Here is an 18,210-nt window from a genome sequence, read left to right as displayed (position 1 = left end):
GCTCGTTTCCCACTGCACGATCGTGTAGTGCCGGTGCGCGGCCCCCGTGCGTGAGTGGATCACGCTGGACGCGGTACGTCCGCACAGTGAAAGGCAGTTGTCGCGCCATGCCCCCCACCGCGCTGCACCCGCACCCCGCCGACGCCCCCGCGGGCGTCCCCGTCGTCGACATCACGGCCACCGGCCCCGGCCGCTCGCCCGTCCAGCAGGCCATGGACCTCATGCGCGAGCACGGCCCGCTGCTGGTGCGCCGATTGCACGGGCGGGACACCCTGTTCGTCGCCGACCTCGATCTGGTCGCCGACCTCGCCGACGAGCGGCGTTTCGCCAAGCACGTCGGGCCCGCCCTGGAGAACGTCCGCGAGTTCGCCGCGGACGGTCTGTTCACCGCCTACAACGACGAGCCCAACTGGGCGAAGGCGCACGACATCCTGATGCCGGCCTTCGCGCTCGGCTCGATGCGCACCTACCACCCGGTGATGCTGAAGGTGGCCCGCCGGCTCATCGGCGCCTGGGACCGCGCCGCCCTCGCCGGGCAGCCGGTGAACGTGCCCGACGACATGACCCGGATGACCCTCGACACCATCGGACTGGCCGGATTCGGCTACGACTTCGGGTCCTTCGAGCGGGACGAGCCGCACCCCTTCGTCGAGTCGATGGTCCGCTGCCTGGAGTGGAGCATGACCCGGCTCGCCCGCGTCCCGGGCGCGGACCACACGGCCGCCGACGCCGCCTTCCACGACGACGCCGCCTACCTCGCCCAGGTCGTCGACGACGTGATCGCCTCCCGCACCGGCGCGGGCCGCCGCAAGGACGCCTCACGCCCCGGCGGCGACGGCCAGGACGCCGACGACCTCCTCGGTCTGATGCTCACCGCCGAGCACCCGGCCGACGGCACCACCCTCGACACCACCAACATCCGCAACCAGGTCATCACCTTCCTCATCGCCGGCCACGAGACCACCTCCGGCGCGATGTCCTTCGCCCTGTACTACCTCGCCAAGCACCCCACCGCGCTGCGGCTCGTCCAGCGCGAGGTCGACGCCCTGTGGGGCGACACCGCCGACCCCGAGCCGACCTACGACGAGGTCGGGCGGCTGACGTACACCCGGCAGGTACTCAACGAGGCGCTGCGGCTGTGGCCGACGGCCGCCGCGTTCAGCCGGCAGGCCCTGGAGGACACCGTGCTCGGCGGGCGCGTCCCGCTCAGGGCCGGGCAGTCCGTCGTCGTCCTCGCGCCGATGCTGCACCGGCAGCCCGTCTGGGGCGACAACCCCGAGCTGTTCGACCCGTCCCGGTTCACGCCCGAGGCGGAGGCGGACCGCTCGGTGCACGCCTTCAAGCCGTTCGGCACCGGCGAACGCGCCTGCATCGGGCGGCAGTTCGCCCTGCACGAGGCGACCATGCTGCTGGCCATGCTCGTCCACCGCTACCGGCCGAGCGACCACGCCGACTATCGGCTCACGGTGAAGGAGACCCTCACCCTCAAGCCCGAGGGCTTCACCCTCACCCTCGCCCCGCGCACCCCCGCCGACCGCGTCCACCCCGAACTCCCGGGCATGGCACGGACCGAGGCCGCCCCCACGGCCGACACCGCCGCCCTCCCGGCACGGGTGCGCCCCGGCACCGCCGCGCTGTTCCTGCACGGCAGCAACTACGGCACCTGCCGCGAGTTCGCCGCCCAACTCGCCGACGAGGCGGCGGAGATCGGCTGCGAGACCCAGGTCGCCGCCCTGGACGCCTTCGCCGACAGGCTGCCCACCGACCGGCCCGTCGTCATCACGGCCGCCTCCTACAACGGCCGCCCCACCGACGACGCGACCGCCTTCGCCGCCTGGCTGGAGGAGACCCACGACCTGTCCGACGTCACCTACGCCGTGCTCGGCGTCGGCGACCGCAACTGGGCCGCCACCTACCAGCACGTCCCGACCCGCGTCGACGAGCGCCTCGCCGAACTCGGCGCCGACCGCCTCACCGACCGCGCCGCCGCCGACGCCTCGGGCGATCTCACCGGCGCCGTCCGCGAGTTCACCGCCCGGCTGCGCACCGCGCTCCTGGAGCGGTACGGCGACCCGGACGCCGTCACCGCCGCCGCCGGGCCGGACGACGCCGAGCCCACCGCCGCCTACGAGGTCCGCACCCTCACCGGCGGCCCGCTCGACGCCCTCGCCGCCCGCCACGGCCTCACGCCGATGACGGTCACCGAGGCGTACGACCTCACCGCGCCCGGACACCCGCGCCGCAAGCGGTTCCTCCGCCTCGCCCTGCCCGACGGCGTCACCTACCGCACCGCCGACCACCTCACCGTGCTCCCCGCCAACTCCCCGGCGCTCGTGGAACGCGCCGCCGCCGCGTTCGGCGTCGACCTCGACACGGTCCTGGACGTCCGGCCCACCCGCCCGCGCCGCGACGGCCTCGCCGTCGACCGCCCACTGACGGTACGTCAACTGCTGACGCACCACGTCGAGTTGCAGGAACGACCGAACGGCGCACAGCGGGCCTCCCTGGCCGAGGCCAACCCCTGCCCGCCGGAGCGCGCGGCCCTCGCCGCCCTCGCCGACGACGACCCGCGCACCCTGGTCGAACTGGCGGAGGACCACCCGGCGCTGCGCGGCGCGCTGAACTGGGCAGCACTGCTGGAGCTGTTGACCCCGCTGCGCCCCCGCCACTACTCCGTCTCCTCCTCGCCCGCCGTCGGCCCCCGCCACGCGGACCTGATGGTCTCCCTGCTGGAAGCCCCCGCGCGCTCGGGCAACGGCCTCTACCGGGGCACCGGTTCGGGCCACCTCGCCGGGCTCACGGCGGGCGACACCGTGTACGCCCGCGTCCAGCCCTGCCGCGAGGCCTTCCGCATCGACGCCACCGCCGAGACCCCCGCGCCCGTCATCATGGTGGCGGCCGGCACCGGGCTCGCCCCGTTCCGCGGAGCCGTCGCCGACCGTGTCGCCGCCCTCGCCTCAGGTGCTGAACTCGCCCCGGCCCTGTGCTACTTCGGCTGCGACGCGCCCGACGCCGACTTCCTGCACGCCGAGGAACTGCGCGCCGCCGAGACGGCCGGAGCGGTCGGTCTGCGTCCCGCGTTCAGCGCCGCCCCCGGGAACGGCGCGCTGTTCGTCCAGCACCGCATCGCCGCCGAGGCCGACGAGGTGTGGGACCTGCTCACCGCCGGGGCCCGGGTGTACGTGTGCGGCGACGGGACGCGCATGGCGCCCGGGGTGCGGGAGGCGTTCCGTACCCTGTACCGGGACCGCACCCCCGGCGCGGACGACACGGCCGCCGCGAACTGGCTCGACGAGCTGATCACGGCCGGGCGTTACGTCGAGGACGTGTACGCGGCCGGCTGAGACACGGGAAGAGGTGGGCGCACGGTGACGGACTCCTGGGCACGGGCCCGGCACATCCTCGAGACGGCCGGCATCCCGCCCGGCCGTCTGGCCCGCCTGCGCCCGCTCGGCGGCGGCACCTACAACACCGTCGAGGAACTCCGCCTCACCGACGGCGGCCGGTACGTCCTCAAGATCGCGCCGACCGCGCCGGGGCTGAGCCATGAGCGTGAACTGCTCGTCTCCGAGGCGGAGTTCTACCGAGTGGCGGCCGAAGCCGGCGTGACCGCGCCCCGGGTGGTCGCGCTCGACGGACCGCTCCTGCTGATGACCGCCTGCCCCGGCGACCCCTGGGACGAAGACCTCACCCCGGCCGAACGGGCCCGTCTGCGCACCGAGTTGGGGCGGCAGACGGCCCGTCTGCACCAGGTCGCGGGGACCGGCTTCGGCTACCCGTCCGGAGCCCTCGGCCCGCTCGCCGCCGACTGGCGCACCGCGTTCACCGCCATGCTCGACGCGGTCCTCGCCGACGCCCGCGCGTACGACGCCCGGCTTCCCCGGCCGGCCGACGAGGTCGCCGCCGTGCTGCGGACCGCGTACGACGCCCTGGACGAGGTCGCCGTGCCCCGCCCGGTCCACTTCGACCTGTGGTCCGGGAACGTCCTGGTGGACCGCTCGGCGGGGGAGCCGCGGATCGGGGGCCTGATCGACGGCGAGCGCATGTTCTGGGGCGACCCGCTTGCCGACTTCGTCTCCCTGGCGCTGCTGGGCGACATCCGCGAGGACGAGGCGTTCCTCGCGGGCTACCGCGAGGCGGGCGGGCGCGCCGAGTTCGACCGCCCCGCACGTCTGCGGCTGGCCCTCTACCGCGCCTACCTCTACCTGATCATGCTGACGGAGACGGTTCCCCGCGCGGTCGACGAGGGGCGCTGCCGCTGGGTCCTGGAGACCGTGGGCCCCGAACTCCTCGCCGCCCTGCGGGAGATCGGGAGCGCCACGGACGTCTCTCGGTCCGCTTAGTCCGAGCCTCTTAGCTCACCTCATGAACTAAGGGTCGGACGAACGGCGCGCCGAGCCCGCCCGCGGCGGTATGTTGCAGGTCGGGCAGGGTGTGAAGGAGAGGCGCATGACAGGGCGGAACGGGCGCACGGTACGCGATCTCAGGCGGGCGAACCGCACGGCCGTCCTCCAGCGCCTGTACTTCGACGGACCCCTCAGCCGCTTCGAGCTCGGCCCGGCCACCGGTCTGAGCTCCGGATCGGTCAGCAACGTCGTCGCCGACCTCGTCGCCGACGGACTGGTGGAGGAGGCCGGCAGCGTCGACTCCGACGGCGGCCGGCCCCGCACCCTCCTGCGTGTCGTGCCCGGCAGCGGCCACATGATCGGCGTGGACGTCGGCGAGACCCGGGTGCGGGTCGAGCTGTTCGACCTCACCCTCACCGAACTCGCCCGCGCGGAAAGGCCGTTGACCCACCACCGGTACGAGGTCGGCGGAATCGTCGGCCATGTCCGCGACGGCGTCGACGAGGTGCTGGCCACCGCCGGCGTCGCCCCCGCACAACTCCTCGGCATCGGCGTCGGCGTCCCCGGCATCGTCGAGCACACCCCCGAGCGGGGCGCCGTCGTGCACGGCCAGACGATCGGCTGGGACGCCGTCCCGCTGGAGCAACTGCTCCGCGAGGGCTCCCGGTCGTCCGGCGCCGTCCCGTACTTCATCGACAACGGCGCGAAGACCCTCGGCCAGGCCGAGATGTGGTTCGGCGGCGGACGCGGCGCCCGCACCGCCGCCGTCGTCCTCTTCGGCTCGGGCGTCGGCGCCTGCCTGGTCACCCCGGAGGCGGAGCACGGCCGGGCCGTCGAATGGGGCCATCTGACGGTACGGGTGGGCGGGCGGCGCTGCCGCTGCGGCGCTCTCGGCTGCCTGGAGGCGTACGCGGGGGCCGAGGCGCTCCTCGAACGCTGGCGCGAGGAGGGCGGCCGGCCTCCCGAGGACATCGACGAGGAGAGCGCGCTCACCGCGATGCTCGCCGCCGCCCACCCGCCCGACGGCCGCGCCGCCGACCCCGTCGCCCTGTCCGTCCTGGAGGAGACCGCCGAGTACGTGGGCGCGGGGCTCTCCGACCTCGTCAACCTCTTCCAGCCCGAACGGATCCTCATCGGCGGCTGGGCCGGCCTCCAGCTCGGCGCGCGCTTCCTGCCCGCCGTACGCCGGCACACCACCGCGTACGCGCTGCGCCACCCGGCCGGGAAGGTCACCGTCGAACTGGGCCGGCTCGGCCCCGACGCGGTCACCGTGGGCGCGGCGATCCTGCCGCTCGCCGACTTCTTCGCCCGGGGCGGCCGACGCCCCGAACCGCTGCCCGCGGGACCCACGCCCGCCTGGCGCACCGCGCTGGAGGAACGCGCCCCGCACTGAGGGTTTCGCCGGTCGGGGCGGAGGTACTCGCGGAGGGATCTACACATGAGGAGGACGCAGTGGCCGACCACCGCCTCGAAGGGCCCGGCGAGAACGGCTCCCCGGTCCCGCGCGACCTGCCCGACCAGCAGGCCACCGACGGCGAGGACCCCTGGGACGTCGCCCCCGCCCGCGCCGACGAGGAAGACCAGGGCGCCGGGGGAGACGCGGGAGACGGGGGAGCGGACACGGAGGGCGGACCCGCCGACGACGTCCCCGACACGGACGAGGCGGGCACCGGCCGTCAGGGCGCACCCCACTCGGCCACGGTCCACCCGGAACACCCCGTGCCGGAGGAACCGGCCGACTGAGCCGGCACCCGGCCGTCGACACCCGGCCGTCGACCCGACCGCGACCGACCCCCCGACCCGACCGCCGCCCACCGTCTCCGGTGGGCGGCGGTCCGCCGTCAGCCCACCTTCCGCCCCCGCATCGGCTCCGTCGGTTCGCCCTCGCCGGCCCGCATGCCGAGGAGGAACTCCTCCAGCACCTCCGTCGCCGTGTGCTGCGGACGCCACCCGAGTTCGACGCGCGCCCGGGTGCAGTCCATCAGGGGCAGGCGCAGCACCGCGTCGAAGAGATGCGGGGACGCGGGCAGCAGACGCAGGTTCCAGGCGGCGGCGATGGCCGAGCGGGCCGCCGTGCGGGGGAGCCGCACCGGACGGGCGTCGAACATCTGGCCGAGGAGTTCCGCGTCGATCGGCGGGTCGGCCGCCAGGTTGAACGCCCCGCGCACCTCGGTCCGCACCGCGAGCCGATACGCCTCGGCCGCGTCGTCGGTGTGCAGGGCCTGGACGCGCAGCCCCGGCACGTCCGGCAGGAACGGCAGCAGCTCAGGGCGCGCGATCTGCCCCGGCAGGAAACGCCCGCCGAAGATGCGCCGCTGCTCACTGGCCGACTCCCGCTTGAGGAGGAACGCCGGGCGCATCCGCACCACCCGCACCTCGGGACGGTCCCGTTCGAAGGTGTCCAGGGCCCGTTCCAGATACGCCTTCTCACGGCAGTAGGCGGCGTCCGGCCAGCCGTGGGTCGGCCATGACTCGTCCACCGCGCGGTCCTTCGGCCCCGGCGAGTACGCGCCCACCGACGAGGCGTGCACCAGGACCGGCACCCCGGCCGCGGCCACCGCCTCGAAGACCCGCATGCCGCCCAGCACGTTCGTCCGCCACGTCACCGCCGGATCGTGCGTCGGCTGGAACGCCCAGGCCAGATGCACCACCGCGTCCGCGCCCTCGAACACCTCGCGCGGGTCGGCCCGGTCGGAGCCCAGGTCGACCGCCGCCCACTCGGTCTTGGCGGGTGCCCAGTCCGGGACGCGCCGGGCCACCCCCACCACCGACGCGGTCTCCGGATCCTCCGCCAGGGCCCGCACCACACTCGTGCCGACATTGCCGGTCGCCCCCGTGACGACGACCCTCCTGCCCGACCCGTCGCTCACCGTCGTCTCCTCTCGCCCGTCGTCGCTGAACCGGGCGACCCGAGTACCCCGACCGCACGCACGAGAAAGCCCCGACCGGACGGGGGAATCACGGTCGGGGCGGTCCAGGCGTGGGCGCGGACGGCGGTCGCCTCTCGGCGAAAGGCTCCACAGGGCTTCAGCCGAACGATCGTCCCTGTGGGCGAATGGTGAGGCCCGGGGACACTGTCCCGTCCGCACCCACGGTCTGTTCAACGGGCGACCGGCGACCGGTGTTCCCGCACGTGTCCCCGTCCGCGGTAATCCGCGTCACTCGCCCCGTTTTCCCCCCCGGGCGCCCGGCAGCGCCTCCGCCCACAGGTTCTCCGCCTGGAGCAGCAGCGTCCCCAGTACGGCCGTGTGCGCCGCGCCCTGCCCGGCGTGGTCGCGCAGCGCTTCCTGGAGACGGCCGCGCAGCTCCGTCATCTCCGCCTGGCCGTCCTCGGCCTCCGTCCCGCCCTCGGCGGTCGGGGCGTGCTCGCCCAGCAGCCGTCGCGCCTCGCTCTCGCAGGCGTCGCCGATCAGCTCCAGCAGCCGGGCGTACACCTGGAGCGCCGCCGCCTCGGGCGGGGCGGGCGACCGCTCGTCGTCGGCGGCGACGACCAGCGTGCGGGTGAGGGCGGTGACATGGTCCGTGACCCGTTCCCAGCGGGCGTCCTCCGCCTCCGGGGGCGGGTTGAGCGGCACCCGGTGCAGCGCGCGCAGCGGGCCGCCCATCAGCCGGAGGCTCTCGCGGCACCAGCCGCGCGCCGCCCGCAGCCCGTCCCGCCGCCGCTCCAGCCGGTGGGCCGCGCTGGACCAGTCGGCGGCCGTCGACTCGTCCCAGTCGCCGTCCCGCAGCCCGTCGGCCACCGAACGCAGCACCTCGCCCGCCTCCCGCGCAAGCCACGCCAGGTTCTCCCGCACGTCCCGCAGATGCACCGGCGGCAGCACGAACGCGTTCACGGCGATCCCGATCACCGCGCCGAGCGCCGCCTGCTCCACCCGGTGCCCCACCGCCGACACCGACACCGCGCCGGAGGCCAGCGTGAACACCGCCGTGGTCGCCGCGTACACGCCCTGGTCGCCGAAGCGGGGCCAGTGCGCCAGCAGCATCAGCGGCGGCACCGACAGCGCGAGCGCGCCCAGCGTGTTCCCGGTGACGGCCTGCGCCGCCGAGGCGAGCAGCGTGCCCGTGCAGATCGCCGTCCACTGCTGGGCCGCCTGGCGCAGCGAGCCGTACACCGTGGCCTGCACCAGCACGATCGCCACCCAGGGCGCCATCAGCGCCATGGGGTCGCCCAGCCAGTCGCTCGCCACGAACCAGGCGAGCACCGCGGCCAGCGCCGCCTTGAGGGCCTGCACGATCAGGTCCCGTTCACGCCCCGGCCCGCTCCAGGCCGCGCGCACCGCGTGGCCTGCGGCGCCGGCCTCCCGGCGTACGGCCTCTCCCCACTGTGTCACGGGTACGTCCGTCCCCCGCGTCGCGACCTTGATGCTCATGCCAGCGGGCTGTCCTTCAGCGAGGCCAGCAGCTGGGCGGGGTCGGCGTAGACCGCCCGCGCGCCGGCTTCCTCCAGGTCCGCGCGCGGGATGCCTCCGCACAGCACGCCCACGCAGTGCACGCCCGCCTTGCTGCCGGCCCGCATGTCCCACACGGTGTCGCCGACGAGCACCGCGCGCTCGGCGGGCACCCCGGCCAGTTCCAGCGCGTGTTCGACGGGCTCGGGCGCGGGCTTGCCCTCCGTGACGTCGTCCGCGCTCGCGGTGGCGGCGATGGCCTCGTCGGCGTCGATGGCGCGCCGCAGCGCGGCCAGCTCCGAACCGCTCGCCGAGGTGGCGAGCACGACCGTCCAGCCGTCGCCGTGCAGCCGCTTCAGCAGCGACCCGGCGTCCCGCAGCGCGGGCAGCCGGTCGAAGTACTGCGCGTACAGGGCCTTGTGGGCGGCGCTCAGCTCGTCGGCCTCGCTCCCGTCCGGGCCGTCGCCGAGCAGATGGGCGACGAGATCGGCGGACCCGAGCCCGATGGCCCGGTGCACGGCGTGCATGGGCACCCGGTGCCCCGCTTGGCGGAAGGCCTCCCACCAGGTGACGACATGCAGGTGATTGGTGTCGACGAGGGTGCCGTCGACGTCGAAGACGGCGGCGCGTTTCATCCGTGGTCCTTTCTCCGTCGGCCCGTACGGGAGCCGACCCCGCGGGTACCCACCCCGCCCTGTGTCAAGCCCTCCCGGGCCGGCCCGTGCCGCCCGGTCCGCCGAGGTCAGGCGTCCGTCGTCCCCGGCGGCAGCCGCCCCTCCCGGGTCCAGGCCAGCAGGGCGTCGGCCGGCCAGGTCGTCACCACCCGCTCGGCGGGCACGTCGCACTCCTCCGCCCGTTCGCAGCCGAGGATCTGCCAGTCCAGCTGGCCCGGGGCGTGCGCGTCGGTGTCGATGGACAGGAGCGCGCCCGAGGCGACGGCCCGGCGCAGCAGCCGTCGGGGCGGGTCGAGCCGTTCGGGACGGCTGTTGATCTCCACGGCGGTGCGCGACTCGGCGCAGGCCGCGAACACCTCGTCCGCGTCGAACTGCGACTCCGGGCGTCCGCGCCCCGTCACCAGCCGCCCGGTGCAGTGGCCGAGCACGTCGGCGTGCGGATCGCGGACCGCGTTCACCATGCGCCGCGTCATCGCGCGGGCCTCCATGCGCAGCTTGGAATGCACCGACACCACGACGACGTCGAGCCGCTCGAGCAGTTCCGGCTCCTGGTCCAGCGAGCCGTCGTCGAGGATGTCGCACTCGATGCCGGTCAGCAGCCGGAACGGCGCCCAGGTCGCGTTGAGTTCCTCGACGACGTCCAGCTGGCGGCGCAGCCGTTCCGGCGACAGCCCGCGGGCCACCGTCAGACGCGGCGAGTGGTCGGTGAGCACCGCCCACTCGTGGCCGAGGGCTGCCGCCGCCCGGCCCATCTCCTCGATCGGGCTGCCGCCGTCCGACCAGTCGGAGTGCAGATGGCAGTCGCCGCGCAGCAGCGCCCGCAGCCGCGTGCCGCCGTCCGTGAGCGGCTCGCCGACCTCGCCCTCCAGCTTCTCCAGATAGGCGGGCGTCCGCCCGTCGAGCGCCTCGCGCACCACCTGCGCGGTCTTCGGCCCGACGCCCTTGAGCTGCTCCAGCGTCCCCGCGGACGCGCGTTCCCCGACCTCCCCGGCGGGCAGCCGCCGCAGCGCCCGTGCCGCGCCGCGGAACGCCCGCACACGGTAGGTCGGCGCCAGGGACCGCTCCAGCAGGAAGGCGATCCGGTCCAGGGCATCGACGGGATCCATCGCCACCTCCTCGCTCCCGGGTTCCCCCCGGCGCGCTCCGGACTCGCCCGAGTGATTCATACCGGTCGGTTGCGCTTTACCCTCTATGTCATGACCGAAAGTGCGAGCCCTTACATCTCCCACCCGCGGGTGACGGTGCTCGGAGTGCAGCCGGGCAGGTCGCCGTTCCGCATCGTGGAAATCGACGGCGAGGTGGTCGGCGAGGCGAGGACCGTCACCGACGTTCTCCAGACCGCCGCCGCGTTCGGCGTCACGGTCCACGACCTCGACGACCCGGACGTGGTGCGCTGGGTGGGCGGTGACCGTTACACCTGGACGCCGCGCTGACGGGTGTCAGGCGCGCCGCTCCCGCGCGTGCACGGCCCGGCTCATCCGCCGGCCGATGAGCAGGTAGCCGATCAGCGCGCCCGACGTGTTGAGGATGACGTCGTCGATGTCGAAGGCGCGTCCGGTCACCAGCGCGCCCTGCGCGAACTCGACGAGCAGCATCACCGACGCCGTCAGCAGCAGGACCCGCAGCAGCCCGCGCGCCTGCGGCGCGACCACCGGCACCAGGACGCCGAACGGCACGCCCAGCAGCACGTTCCCGCCGATCTGCTTCACCGCGTCGCGCAGCTCCGGCTGGTCCAGGTAGGCCCGCAGGGAGCGGCCCGGCTTCAGGTTGGAGTGCACGAGCGCCTCGGAGGCCGGGGAGGGCTCCAGGGTGAGACGGGCGAGCACGACGGCGAAGGCCACCATGAACGCGAAGGCGGCCAGTACGGCCAGGAGCCGCAGGGGGAACGGCAGCGGCCTGCGCTCGGACCGGGTCCGCCGCCCGTTCTTCTTCTCCGGCGGGGCGGGCGGCGCGGCGGACGCCGGGGGTGCTGCGGACGCCGGTTTCCCGGTCTTGGCGGTGCGCAGACGGAACACGCCCCGCGCGCGCTGTGCGGCGGTCCGCGGATGTGCTGCTGCCCGGGCCATGCGGTCCTCCAGTCTTCAACCTCGTTGAGTAGTAACGCGGTTACCCGCGAACGATCGGAGGATGCGGCCGGTCCCGTTCACCGCGCCGGAAGGGCGGTGAACGGGACCGGGTGAAGCGCAGTTCTCACGGTCGGGCGCCGTGGGTTCGTGCGGTCAGGCGCCGTAGGACACGCGCACCTCCTTGAAGCCGAGGGAGCGCAGCAGGCCCTGGAGCATGTCCGTGGTGTTGGACTCGGCGCGCGCGGTCAGCTCGCTGTCCTTCGCCGCGTCGCCGATGTGCTTGACGGCCAGCTTCTGCACGGCCTGCTCGCCGTTGGGGTTGTCCGAGAACAGGTCGCCCAGCCGGTCGAGGAGACCGCGCTGCTTGGAGACGGCGTAGGAGCGCTCGGGGTCGAGGGCCGGCGTGCCCAGCCGCGCGTGCGGCAGCCGGAGCGTGGCCGACGTGCGGTCCTCGTTGACCGTCACGTCCTTCTCGCCGACCTGGCCGAGGTCGACGTAGGCGTCCACGGTGCCCGCCCCGACGTACAGGGTGCGGGTGCCGCGGACCGCGTCGGGCAGGAACCTGGCGTCCTTCTCCAGGTCCACGACCACCTGGAAGTTGCCCGAGGCCGCCTCGTAGCGGCTCATGTCCTGGATGGACTGGAGCAGGGTGGGGCCCGTGCGGTCCCGGGTCTCGGTGCCGAAGAAGTCACGCAGTCCCGGCAGCAGGCTCAGCCGTATCCCGGCGAACATCACGGCGAGCACGACCACGACGGCCGTGAGCACCTTGGCCCAGCCGGGCATGCGCCTGGGCAGGCGTTTGATGGAAGTCGTCATGTCGACGCTCCTCCTTCCTGCTGACCGCATTCCCGCCAAATCCCGCGACAGACCGGGTTGTTGAAGAGCTGTGACGAAGAGCGGGACGTCCGGCCGGCCGAGCCGCGTCCGGCGGGGGGTGTCCCGCCTCACGGAACGGTGAGGATGACGGGGCCGGGAAGATCCGTCAGCATGTGAGATCGGAGCAGGAGAGCCCGCCGGACCGAGGTCATGCGAGGAGCCGATCGTGCGAGACATCTCCGTGTTCAGCGGCAGCGCCCATCCCGAGCTGGCCGCCGAGGTCTGCGCCCACCTCGGCGTCCCGCTGAGCCCCACCCGGGTGAGCAGGTTCGCCAACGACTGTCTGGAGGTCCAGCTCCAGGCCAACTGCCGGGAACGGGACGTCTTCCTGGTGCAGCCCCTGGTCAGGCCCGTCCAGGAGCATCTGGTCGAGCTGCTGCTGATGTGCGACGCGGCCCGGGGCGCGTCCGCCGGGCGGATCACCGTGGTGATGCCCCACTACTCCTACGCCCGCTCCGACAAGAAGGACGCGCCCCGTATCTCCCTGGGCGGGCGGCTGGTCGCCGACCTGATGGCGGCCGCCGGCGTGCACCGCGTCCTCGCCATGACGCTGCACGCCCCGCAGGTGCACGGCTTCTTCTCGATGCCCGTCGACCATCTGCACGCCCGCCGTGAGCTGGCCGCCCACTTCCGCCGCTACGACCTCACCCGCACCACCGTCGTCTCACCCGACCTGGGCAACGCCAAGGAGGCCGCCGCCTTCGCCCGGATGATCGGCGCCCAGGTGGCGGCCGGGGCCAAGCAGCGGTTCGCCGACGACCGGGTCACCATCAGTTCCGTGATCGGGGAGGTCGCGGGGCGGGACGTGATCGTCCTGGACGACGAGATCGCCAAGGGCAGCACCATGCTGGAACTGCTCGACCGGCTGAGGGAGCAGGGTCCGCGGTCGGTCCGCGTGGCGTGCACCCACGGCCTGTTCGCGGCGGGCGCGCTCAAGCGGCTCAGCGAGCAGCCCGACGTGCTGGAGATCGTGTGCACGAACACCGTGCCGGTGCCGGCCGAGGAGCACACCGACAAGCTGCGGATCCTGTCCATCGCGCCGGCCCTCGCGGAGGCCGTGCGGCGCATCCACAACGGGGAGTCGGTCAGCGCGCTGTTCGAGGCGCCCCGGGGCTGAGGGGCGGGGAGAGTGTGCGCCGAGCGCGGTCATAACGACCCCGACGCGGCCCCCGGCCGTTCCAGGGCCGCGTCCAGCGTCGGCGCGGGCGGCAGCAGCCGGGACAGGCCGGTGGCGCGCAGGACGCGCAGGGTCAGCGGGTGGGCGCAGACGAGGTGCAGATGACCGCCGTGGTCGACGACGCGCCCGCGGGCCCGGTAGAGGAGGCGCAGTCCGGAGCAGTCGAAGAACTCGATCCCGCTCAGGTCGATCACGACCCGGGGCGCGGGCGCCGCCGTGGCCGCGTCGAGGTGCGGGGCGATCTCGTTCGCTGCGAGGAGGTCGATCTCGCCCCGGAACTCCAGCACCGTGTACCCCCGGTCCTTGCGGACGCGCAGATGCGGGGTGTCCGCGGTGGGTTCCTGCTGCACGACGACATCGCCTCCAACACCGCGCTCCACCGGTCGGGAGCCTCCAACGGCGGGGAAGCGCACAGCAGTTCCCCGCCCAGCAAGTTACCCCCGATGGAGTGAATTCCAGCATGTTCGATTGACATATGTCTTCGAAATGCAACCGACTCTGCACGAGTTTTTTCGCATCGTGAGCGAAGGGGGTCTACGACAGCGCGTGCCACGCCTTGGACAGCGCCAGCCGGAACTGCTCGCTCTGGTGCGCCGTGAGATCCCGGACCATCCGCTCCTCCAGCTCCCGCACCGGCCCCTCGTGCCGCGCGAGCAGCTCGCGGCCCTCGTCGGTGAGCAGGATCAGCAGCTCCCGGCGGTTGCGCGGATTGCGCTCGCGCCGCACCAGGCCCCGGTTCTCCAGGGAGCGCACGAGATCGGCGATGGACTGGGCGGTCACGAAGGAGTCCCGGGCCAGCTGCGCGGCCGACAGCCCGTCGTGCCGCTCCAGCACGGTGAGCGCCGTGTACTGGAGCGCCGTGATCCCGGACGGCTTGACCAGCTCGTCCAGATGGGATCGCACGACGAGCTCCACCTGCTTCACCATGTAGAGGAGGGACGGGGGTGCCTTGGTTGTCTGGGTGCCGGCCATGAGAACGAGCGTAGAGCATTGACAGGAAACCTGTCTGTAATGAGACTGCGGACCAACAGGAATCCTGTTGGTTGAAATCTTGGCGACGATGCGGAGGAGTGGCGATGACCACCTTCGAGATCGACCCCGGCCGGCTCTTCGTCGGGGGACAGTGGCGCGAGGCCGCCGACGGAGCGCGCACCGAGGTGGTCGACCCGTCCCGCGGCGCGGTCGTGACCACCGTGGCGGAGGCGGGCGCCGCCGACGTGGACGCCGCCGTCCGCGCGGCCCGCGAGGCCTTCGACGCCGGGCACTGGTCCGGGCTCAGCGGACGCGAGCGCGGACGCGTGCTGCACAAGGTGGCGGAACTGATCCGCGCGGAGGCCGACGAGATCGCCCGGCTGGAGAGCCTCGACGTCGGCAAGCCGATCACCCTGGCCCACGCGGTCGACGTGACCAACGCGGCGAACGACTACGAGTACTACGCCTCCCTCGCCTTCACGCTGGACGGGGCCACCCGGGACGTCCCGATCAACGCGCACGCCTACACCAAGCGCGGCCCCCTCGGCGTGGTCGCCGCGATCACCCCGTTCAACTTCCCGCTGATCCTGTCCGGCTCCAAGCTCGCCCCGGCCCTCGCCGCCGGCAACACGGTCGTCCACAAGCCCGCCGACGAGACCCCGCTCAGCGCCCTGTACATGGCGGGGCTGCTCCAGCGCGCCGGCGTCCCCGACGGCGTCGTCAACGTGGTCACCGGCACGGGACCGGTCGCCGGCGAGGCCCTGCTGCGCCACCCCGGCGTCGACAAGATCGCCTTCACCGGCTCCACGGCGGTCGGCCGGCACGCCGCGAGCGTCGCCGGCGAGTCCCTCAAGCCCGTCACCATGGAGCTCGGCGGCAACGCCGCGCACATCGTGTTCGAGGACGCCGACCTGGAGAAGGCGGTCGGCGCGGTCATCAAGGGCTTCGTCTTCAACACCGGCCAGTTCTGCATGGGCGGCCCGCGTCTGCTCGTCTCCCGCCCGGTCTACGCCACCCTGCTGAACATCCTCGCCGCAGCCGTCCCCGGCGTCCCGGTCGGCGACCCGCGGCAGCCCGAGACCGTCGTCGGCCCGATGGCGGGGGAGAGGCACCTGCGCAAGGTCGAGGAGTACGTCGCCATCGCCCGCAAGGAGGGCGGCCGTATCGTCTGCGGCGGTGAACGGCTCGACCTCGACGGCGGCTACTACTACAAGCCGACCGTGATCGCCGACCTCCCCAACGACTCCCGGGTCGTCCAGGAGGAGATCTTCGGCCCGGTCCTCACCGTCCAGCCCTTCGACACCGAGGACGAGGCCGTCGCTCTCGCCAACTCGACGCCGTACGGCCTGGCTTCGGGTGTGCAGACCGGCAACCTGGCGCGCGCCCACCGGATCGCCGACCGGCTCCAGGCCGGCATCGTCTGGGTCAACGACTGGGCGATGCTCGACCCGGCCGTCCCCTTCGGCGGCGTCAAGGACTCGGGCTTCGGGCGCGAGTACGGCCCCGAGGCGCTCGCCTCCTACACCAAGGTCAAGTCCGTCGTCGTCTCGCTCGACTGAACGCGCTCGACTGAACGCGACCGATACTCAAGGGAGTTCGCAGGATGCCCCTCACCACCCGTGCCGCCGTCGTCGAGTCCGGCGGCGCCCCCTTCACCCTCTCCGACGTCGTCCTGGACGACCCCGCGCCGCACGAGGCGGTCGTCCGTCTGGTGGCGGCCGGCCTGTGCCACACCGACCTCGGCGTGGCGAGCGGCGGACTGCCCTTCCCACTGCCCGGAGTCCTCGGCCACGAGGGCGCCGGCGTGGTGGAGGCGGTCGGTTCGGCCGTCACCGGGGTGGCCCCCGGCGACCACGTCGTGCTGTCCTTCACCTCCTGCGGCGACTGCCGCAACTGCCATGGCGGGCACCCGGCTTACTGCTCCGCCTGGCTGCCGCTGAACCTCCTCGGCGGCCGTCGCGCGGACGGCACCAGCACCCTCAGCCGCGACGGCGAGCCGCTCGGCGGTCACTTCTTCGGCCAGTCCTCCTTCGCCGAACGGGCGTTGGTCGACGAGCGCAGCCTCGTCAAGGTCGACCCGGACGTGCCGCTGGCGTCGATCGCCCCGCTCGGCTGCGGTGTGCAGACCGGCGTCGGCGCGGTCTGGAACGTGCTGAAGCCGACCGCCGGCGGCACGGTCGTCGTCCTCGGCGCCGGCGCGGTCGGTCTGTCGGCGGTCATGGCGGCGGCGCTCTCCCCGGCCACCACCATCATCGCCGTCGACCGGGTCGCCGAACGCCTGGAACTGGCCAAGGAGTTGGGTGCCACCCACACCGTGGACGCCGGGTCCGCCGTCCTCGGGGAGGCGATCGCCGAGATCACCGGCGGCCAGGGCGCGGACGGCATCGTCGAGACGACCGGCAACGTCGGCGTGCTCCGCCAGGGCGTGGACGCGCTCGCCGCGCGCGGCACCCTGGTCGTCGTCGGCGCCCCGCCGTTCGGCACCGAAGTCGCCCTGGACGTCAACGGGTTGCTCGGCGGCAAGCAGGTCGTCGGCCTCACCCTCGGCGACAGCGAGACCCAGACGTTCATCCCGGCCCTCGTCGAGCTGGTCAAGGCGGGACGGTTCCCGCTGCACCGCCTGATCGGCACCTACGCGTTCGAGGACATCGACCAGGCGGTGCGGGACATGACCGAGGGCAAGACCGTCAAGCCGGTCCTGACCTTCTGAACCGCCCTGCGGAGGCCGTCAGTCGACCGTGAGGACCAGCTTCCCGGTGGTCCGGCCGGTGTCGCCGAGCCGGTGTGCCTCGGCGGCGTCGGCCAGCGGGAACGTCCCGGCGATCGTCGCCCGGAGCCGGCCCGCCTCGACGAGTTCCGCGATCGTCCGCATCCCGGCCCGGTCGGCGTCCACCAGCATCCGTACCGCACGGACGCCGAGCCGCTCGGCCTCGGCGGGGAAGTCGTCCGAGCCCACCGGCAGGATGGAAACGACGACCCCGCCCGGGCGCAGCACCCGCAGGGACGTCACCGAGGTCTGTCCGCCGAGCGTGTCCAGGACGACGTCGACGTCCTTCACGGCGTCGGCGAAGTCCGTCTCCCGGTAGTCGATCACCTCGTCGGCGCCCAGCTCCCGCAGGAAGTCGTGCTTGCCCGCGCTCGCCGTGCCGATCACGTACGCGCCGCGCTCCTTGGCGATCTGCACGGCCACATGGCCGACGCCCCCGGCCGCCGCGTGGATCAGCACCCGCTGACCCGCCCGCAGCTCCGCGTGCTCCACCAGGGCCTGCCAGGCGGTCAGCGAGACCAGCGGCAGCGCCGCCGCCTGCACATGGTCGATCCCGGCCGGCTTGTGCCACAGGGCGCGCACCGGGGCGACGACGTACTCGGCGTGCGCGCCGTGCCCGTACGGGTACGGCAGCATGCCGAAGACCTCGTCGCCGGGCCGGAAGGCGGCCACGCCGATGCCGACCGCCTCGACGACGCCGGAGACGTCCCAGCCCAGGACGAAGGGCGGTGCGCCGAGGAAGCCGCCGGTGGCGCGGTGCTTCCAGTCGGTGGGGTTGACGCCGGCGGCGCGGACGCGCACCAGCACTTGATTGGGGCCGGGCGCCGGACGCTCGAGCTGGATCTCCTGGAGGACCTCGGGGCCGCCGAGGACGTCCTGGCCGACGGCGCGCATGGTGTTCGCAGTGGTCATAGCCCCCAGCCTGCCCGGGACCGCCGTCCCGG

17 protein-coding genes are annotated in these 18,210 nt (G+C 73.6%); 8 read left to right on the top strand and 9 right to left on the bottom strand.

Translation table 11 applies throughout. The features are described from left to right. Positions 1–107 precede the first annotated feature (107 nt). The 4 genes from ACFYX4_RS16480 to ACFYX4_RS16465 all read left to right on the top strand — a co-directional run bounded on the left by ACFYX4_RS16480 (position 108) and on the right by ACFYX4_RS16465 (position 6,089). Positions 108–3,344: a cytochrome P450 gene (locus ACFYX4_RS16480; RefSeq protein ID WP_389332550.1), complete on the top strand. Its 3,237-nt coding sequence runs from the start codon at positions 108–110 to the stop codon at positions 3,342–3,344. 24 nt (positions 3,345–3,368) lie between these two features. Continuing rightward, positions 3,369–4,343, top strand: a complete 975-nt coding sequence (locus ACFYX4_RS16475) for a phosphotransferase family protein (protein ID WP_389332547.1) — start codon at positions 3,369–3,371, stop codon at positions 4,341–4,343. Positions 4,344–4,449: 106 nt separating this feature from the next. Then, positions 4,450–5,739: an ROK family protein gene (locus tag ACFYX4_RS16470; protein WP_389332544.1), complete on the top strand. Its 1,290-nt coding sequence runs from the start codon at positions 4,450–4,452 to the stop codon at positions 5,737–5,739. A 59-nt stretch (positions 5,740–5,798) separates the two neighbouring features. Further along, on the top strand, positions 5,799–6,089 hold the full coding sequence (locus ACFYX4_RS16465; RefSeq protein ID WP_389332541.1) for a hypothetical protein: 291 nt from the start codon (positions 5,799–5,801) through the stop codon (positions 6,087–6,089). A 98-nt stretch (positions 6,090–6,187) separates the two neighbouring features. Here ACFYX4_RS16465 and ACFYX4_RS16460 read toward each other — a convergent pair whose 3' ends face one another. From ACFYX4_RS16460 to ACFYX4_RS16445, 4 genes are all read right to left on the bottom strand, one after another. Further along, positions 6,188–7,216: an SDR family oxidoreductase gene (locus tag ACFYX4_RS16460; protein WP_389332538.1), complete on the bottom strand. Its 1,029-nt coding sequence runs from the start codon at positions 7,214–7,216 to the stop codon at positions 6,188–6,190. A gap of 288 nt (positions 7,217–7,504) precedes the next feature. Further along, positions 7,505–8,716, bottom strand: a complete 1,212-nt coding sequence (locus ACFYX4_RS16455; RefSeq protein ID WP_389332535.1) for an aromatic acid exporter family protein — start codon at positions 8,714–8,716, stop codon at positions 7,505–7,507. Next, positions 8,713–9,369, bottom strand: coding sequence for an HAD family hydrolase (locus tag ACFYX4_RS16450; protein ID WP_389332532.1), 657 nt, complete (start codon positions 9,367–9,369; stop codon positions 8,713–8,715). Before ACFYX4_RS16450 ends, ACFYX4_RS16455 begins: the two co-directional genes overlap by 4 nt. A gap of 107 nt (positions 9,370–9,476) precedes the next feature. Next, positions 9,477–10,514 (bottom strand): PHP domain-containing protein, encoded by a 1,038-nt coding sequence (locus ACFYX4_RS16445; protein WP_389332529.1) that lies wholly within the window; start codon positions 10,512–10,514, stop codon positions 9,477–9,479. Positions 10,515–10,604: 90 nt separating this feature from the next. On the opposite strand from ACFYX4_RS16445, the gene ACFYX4_RS16440 reads away from it, so the two are divergent. Continuing rightward, complete coding sequence (locus ACFYX4_RS16440; RefSeq protein WP_389332526.1) at positions 10,605–10,841, top strand: hypothetical protein; 237 nt, start codon at positions 10,605–10,607, stop codon at positions 10,839–10,841. 6 nt (positions 10,842–10,847) lie between these two features. Here the strand turns inward: ACFYX4_RS16440 and ACFYX4_RS16435 are convergent, their stop codons facing one another. Further along, positions 10,848–11,474 (bottom strand): VanZ family protein, encoded by a 627-nt coding sequence (locus ACFYX4_RS16435; RefSeq protein ID WP_389332523.1) that lies wholly within the window; start codon positions 11,472–11,474, stop codon positions 10,848–10,850. Positions 11,475–11,627: 153 nt separating this feature from the next. Continuing rightward, complete coding sequence (locus ACFYX4_RS16430; protein WP_389332520.1) at positions 11,628–12,290, bottom strand: DUF4230 domain-containing protein; 663 nt, start codon at positions 12,288–12,290, stop codon at positions 11,628–11,630. 226 nt (positions 12,291–12,516) lie between these two features. Here ACFYX4_RS16430 and ACFYX4_RS16425 point away from each other — a divergent pair, with 226 nt between their 5' ends. Continuing rightward, entirely contained in the window at positions 12,517–13,467 is a 951-nt protein-coding gene (locus ACFYX4_RS16425) for a ribose-phosphate diphosphokinase (protein WP_389332517.1), read from the top strand. Positions 13,468–13,496: 29 nt separating this feature from the next. Here ACFYX4_RS16425 and ACFYX4_RS16420 read toward each other — a convergent pair whose 3' ends face one another. Both ACFYX4_RS16420 and ACFYX4_RS16415 read right to left on the bottom strand, forming a co-directional pair. Next, positions 13,497–13,877, bottom strand: a complete 381-nt coding sequence (locus tag ACFYX4_RS16420) for an anti-sigma factor antagonist (RefSeq protein ID WP_389332514.1) — start codon at positions 13,875–13,877, stop codon at positions 13,497–13,499. 184 nt (positions 13,878–14,061) lie between these two features. Next, a complete protein-coding gene (locus ACFYX4_RS16415) occupies positions 14,062–14,499 on the bottom strand; it encodes a MarR family winged helix-turn-helix transcriptional regulator (protein WP_389332511.1) in 438 nt (145 codons plus the stop codon). 104 nt (positions 14,500–14,603) lie between these two features. On the opposite strand from ACFYX4_RS16415, the gene ACFYX4_RS16410 reads away from it, so the two are divergent. Further along, the gene (locus tag ACFYX4_RS16410; RefSeq protein ID WP_389332509.1) at positions 14,604–16,058 is read left to right on the top strand and encodes an aldehyde dehydrogenase family protein; all 1,455 of its coding nucleotides are present in this window, start codon (positions 14,604–14,606) and stop codon (positions 16,056–16,058) included. Between the two features lie 44 nt (positions 16,059–16,102). After that, positions 16,103–17,209, top strand: coding sequence for an NAD(P)-dependent alcohol dehydrogenase (locus tag ACFYX4_RS16405; protein ID WP_389332506.1), 1,107 nt, complete (start codon positions 16,103–16,105; stop codon positions 17,207–17,209). An 18-nt stretch (positions 17,210–17,227) separates the two neighbouring features. On the opposite strand, the gene ACFYX4_RS16400 is transcribed toward ACFYX4_RS16405, so the two are convergent. Continuing rightward, the gene (locus tag ACFYX4_RS16400; protein WP_389332503.1) at positions 17,228–18,178 is read right to left on the bottom strand and encodes an NADP-dependent oxidoreductase; all 951 of its coding nucleotides are present in this window, start codon (positions 18,176–18,178) and stop codon (positions 17,228–17,230) included. Positions 18,179–18,210: the final 32 nt, after the last annotated feature.

Origin of the sequence: Streptomyces sp. NPDC002328, assembly GCF_042890065.1 — a bacterium.
In the GTDB taxonomy this organism is placed as follows: domain Bacteria; phylum Actinomycetota; class Actinomycetes; order Streptomycetales; family Streptomycetaceae; genus Streptomyces.
This window is presented reverse-complemented; position numbering and strand designations above follow the sequence as displayed.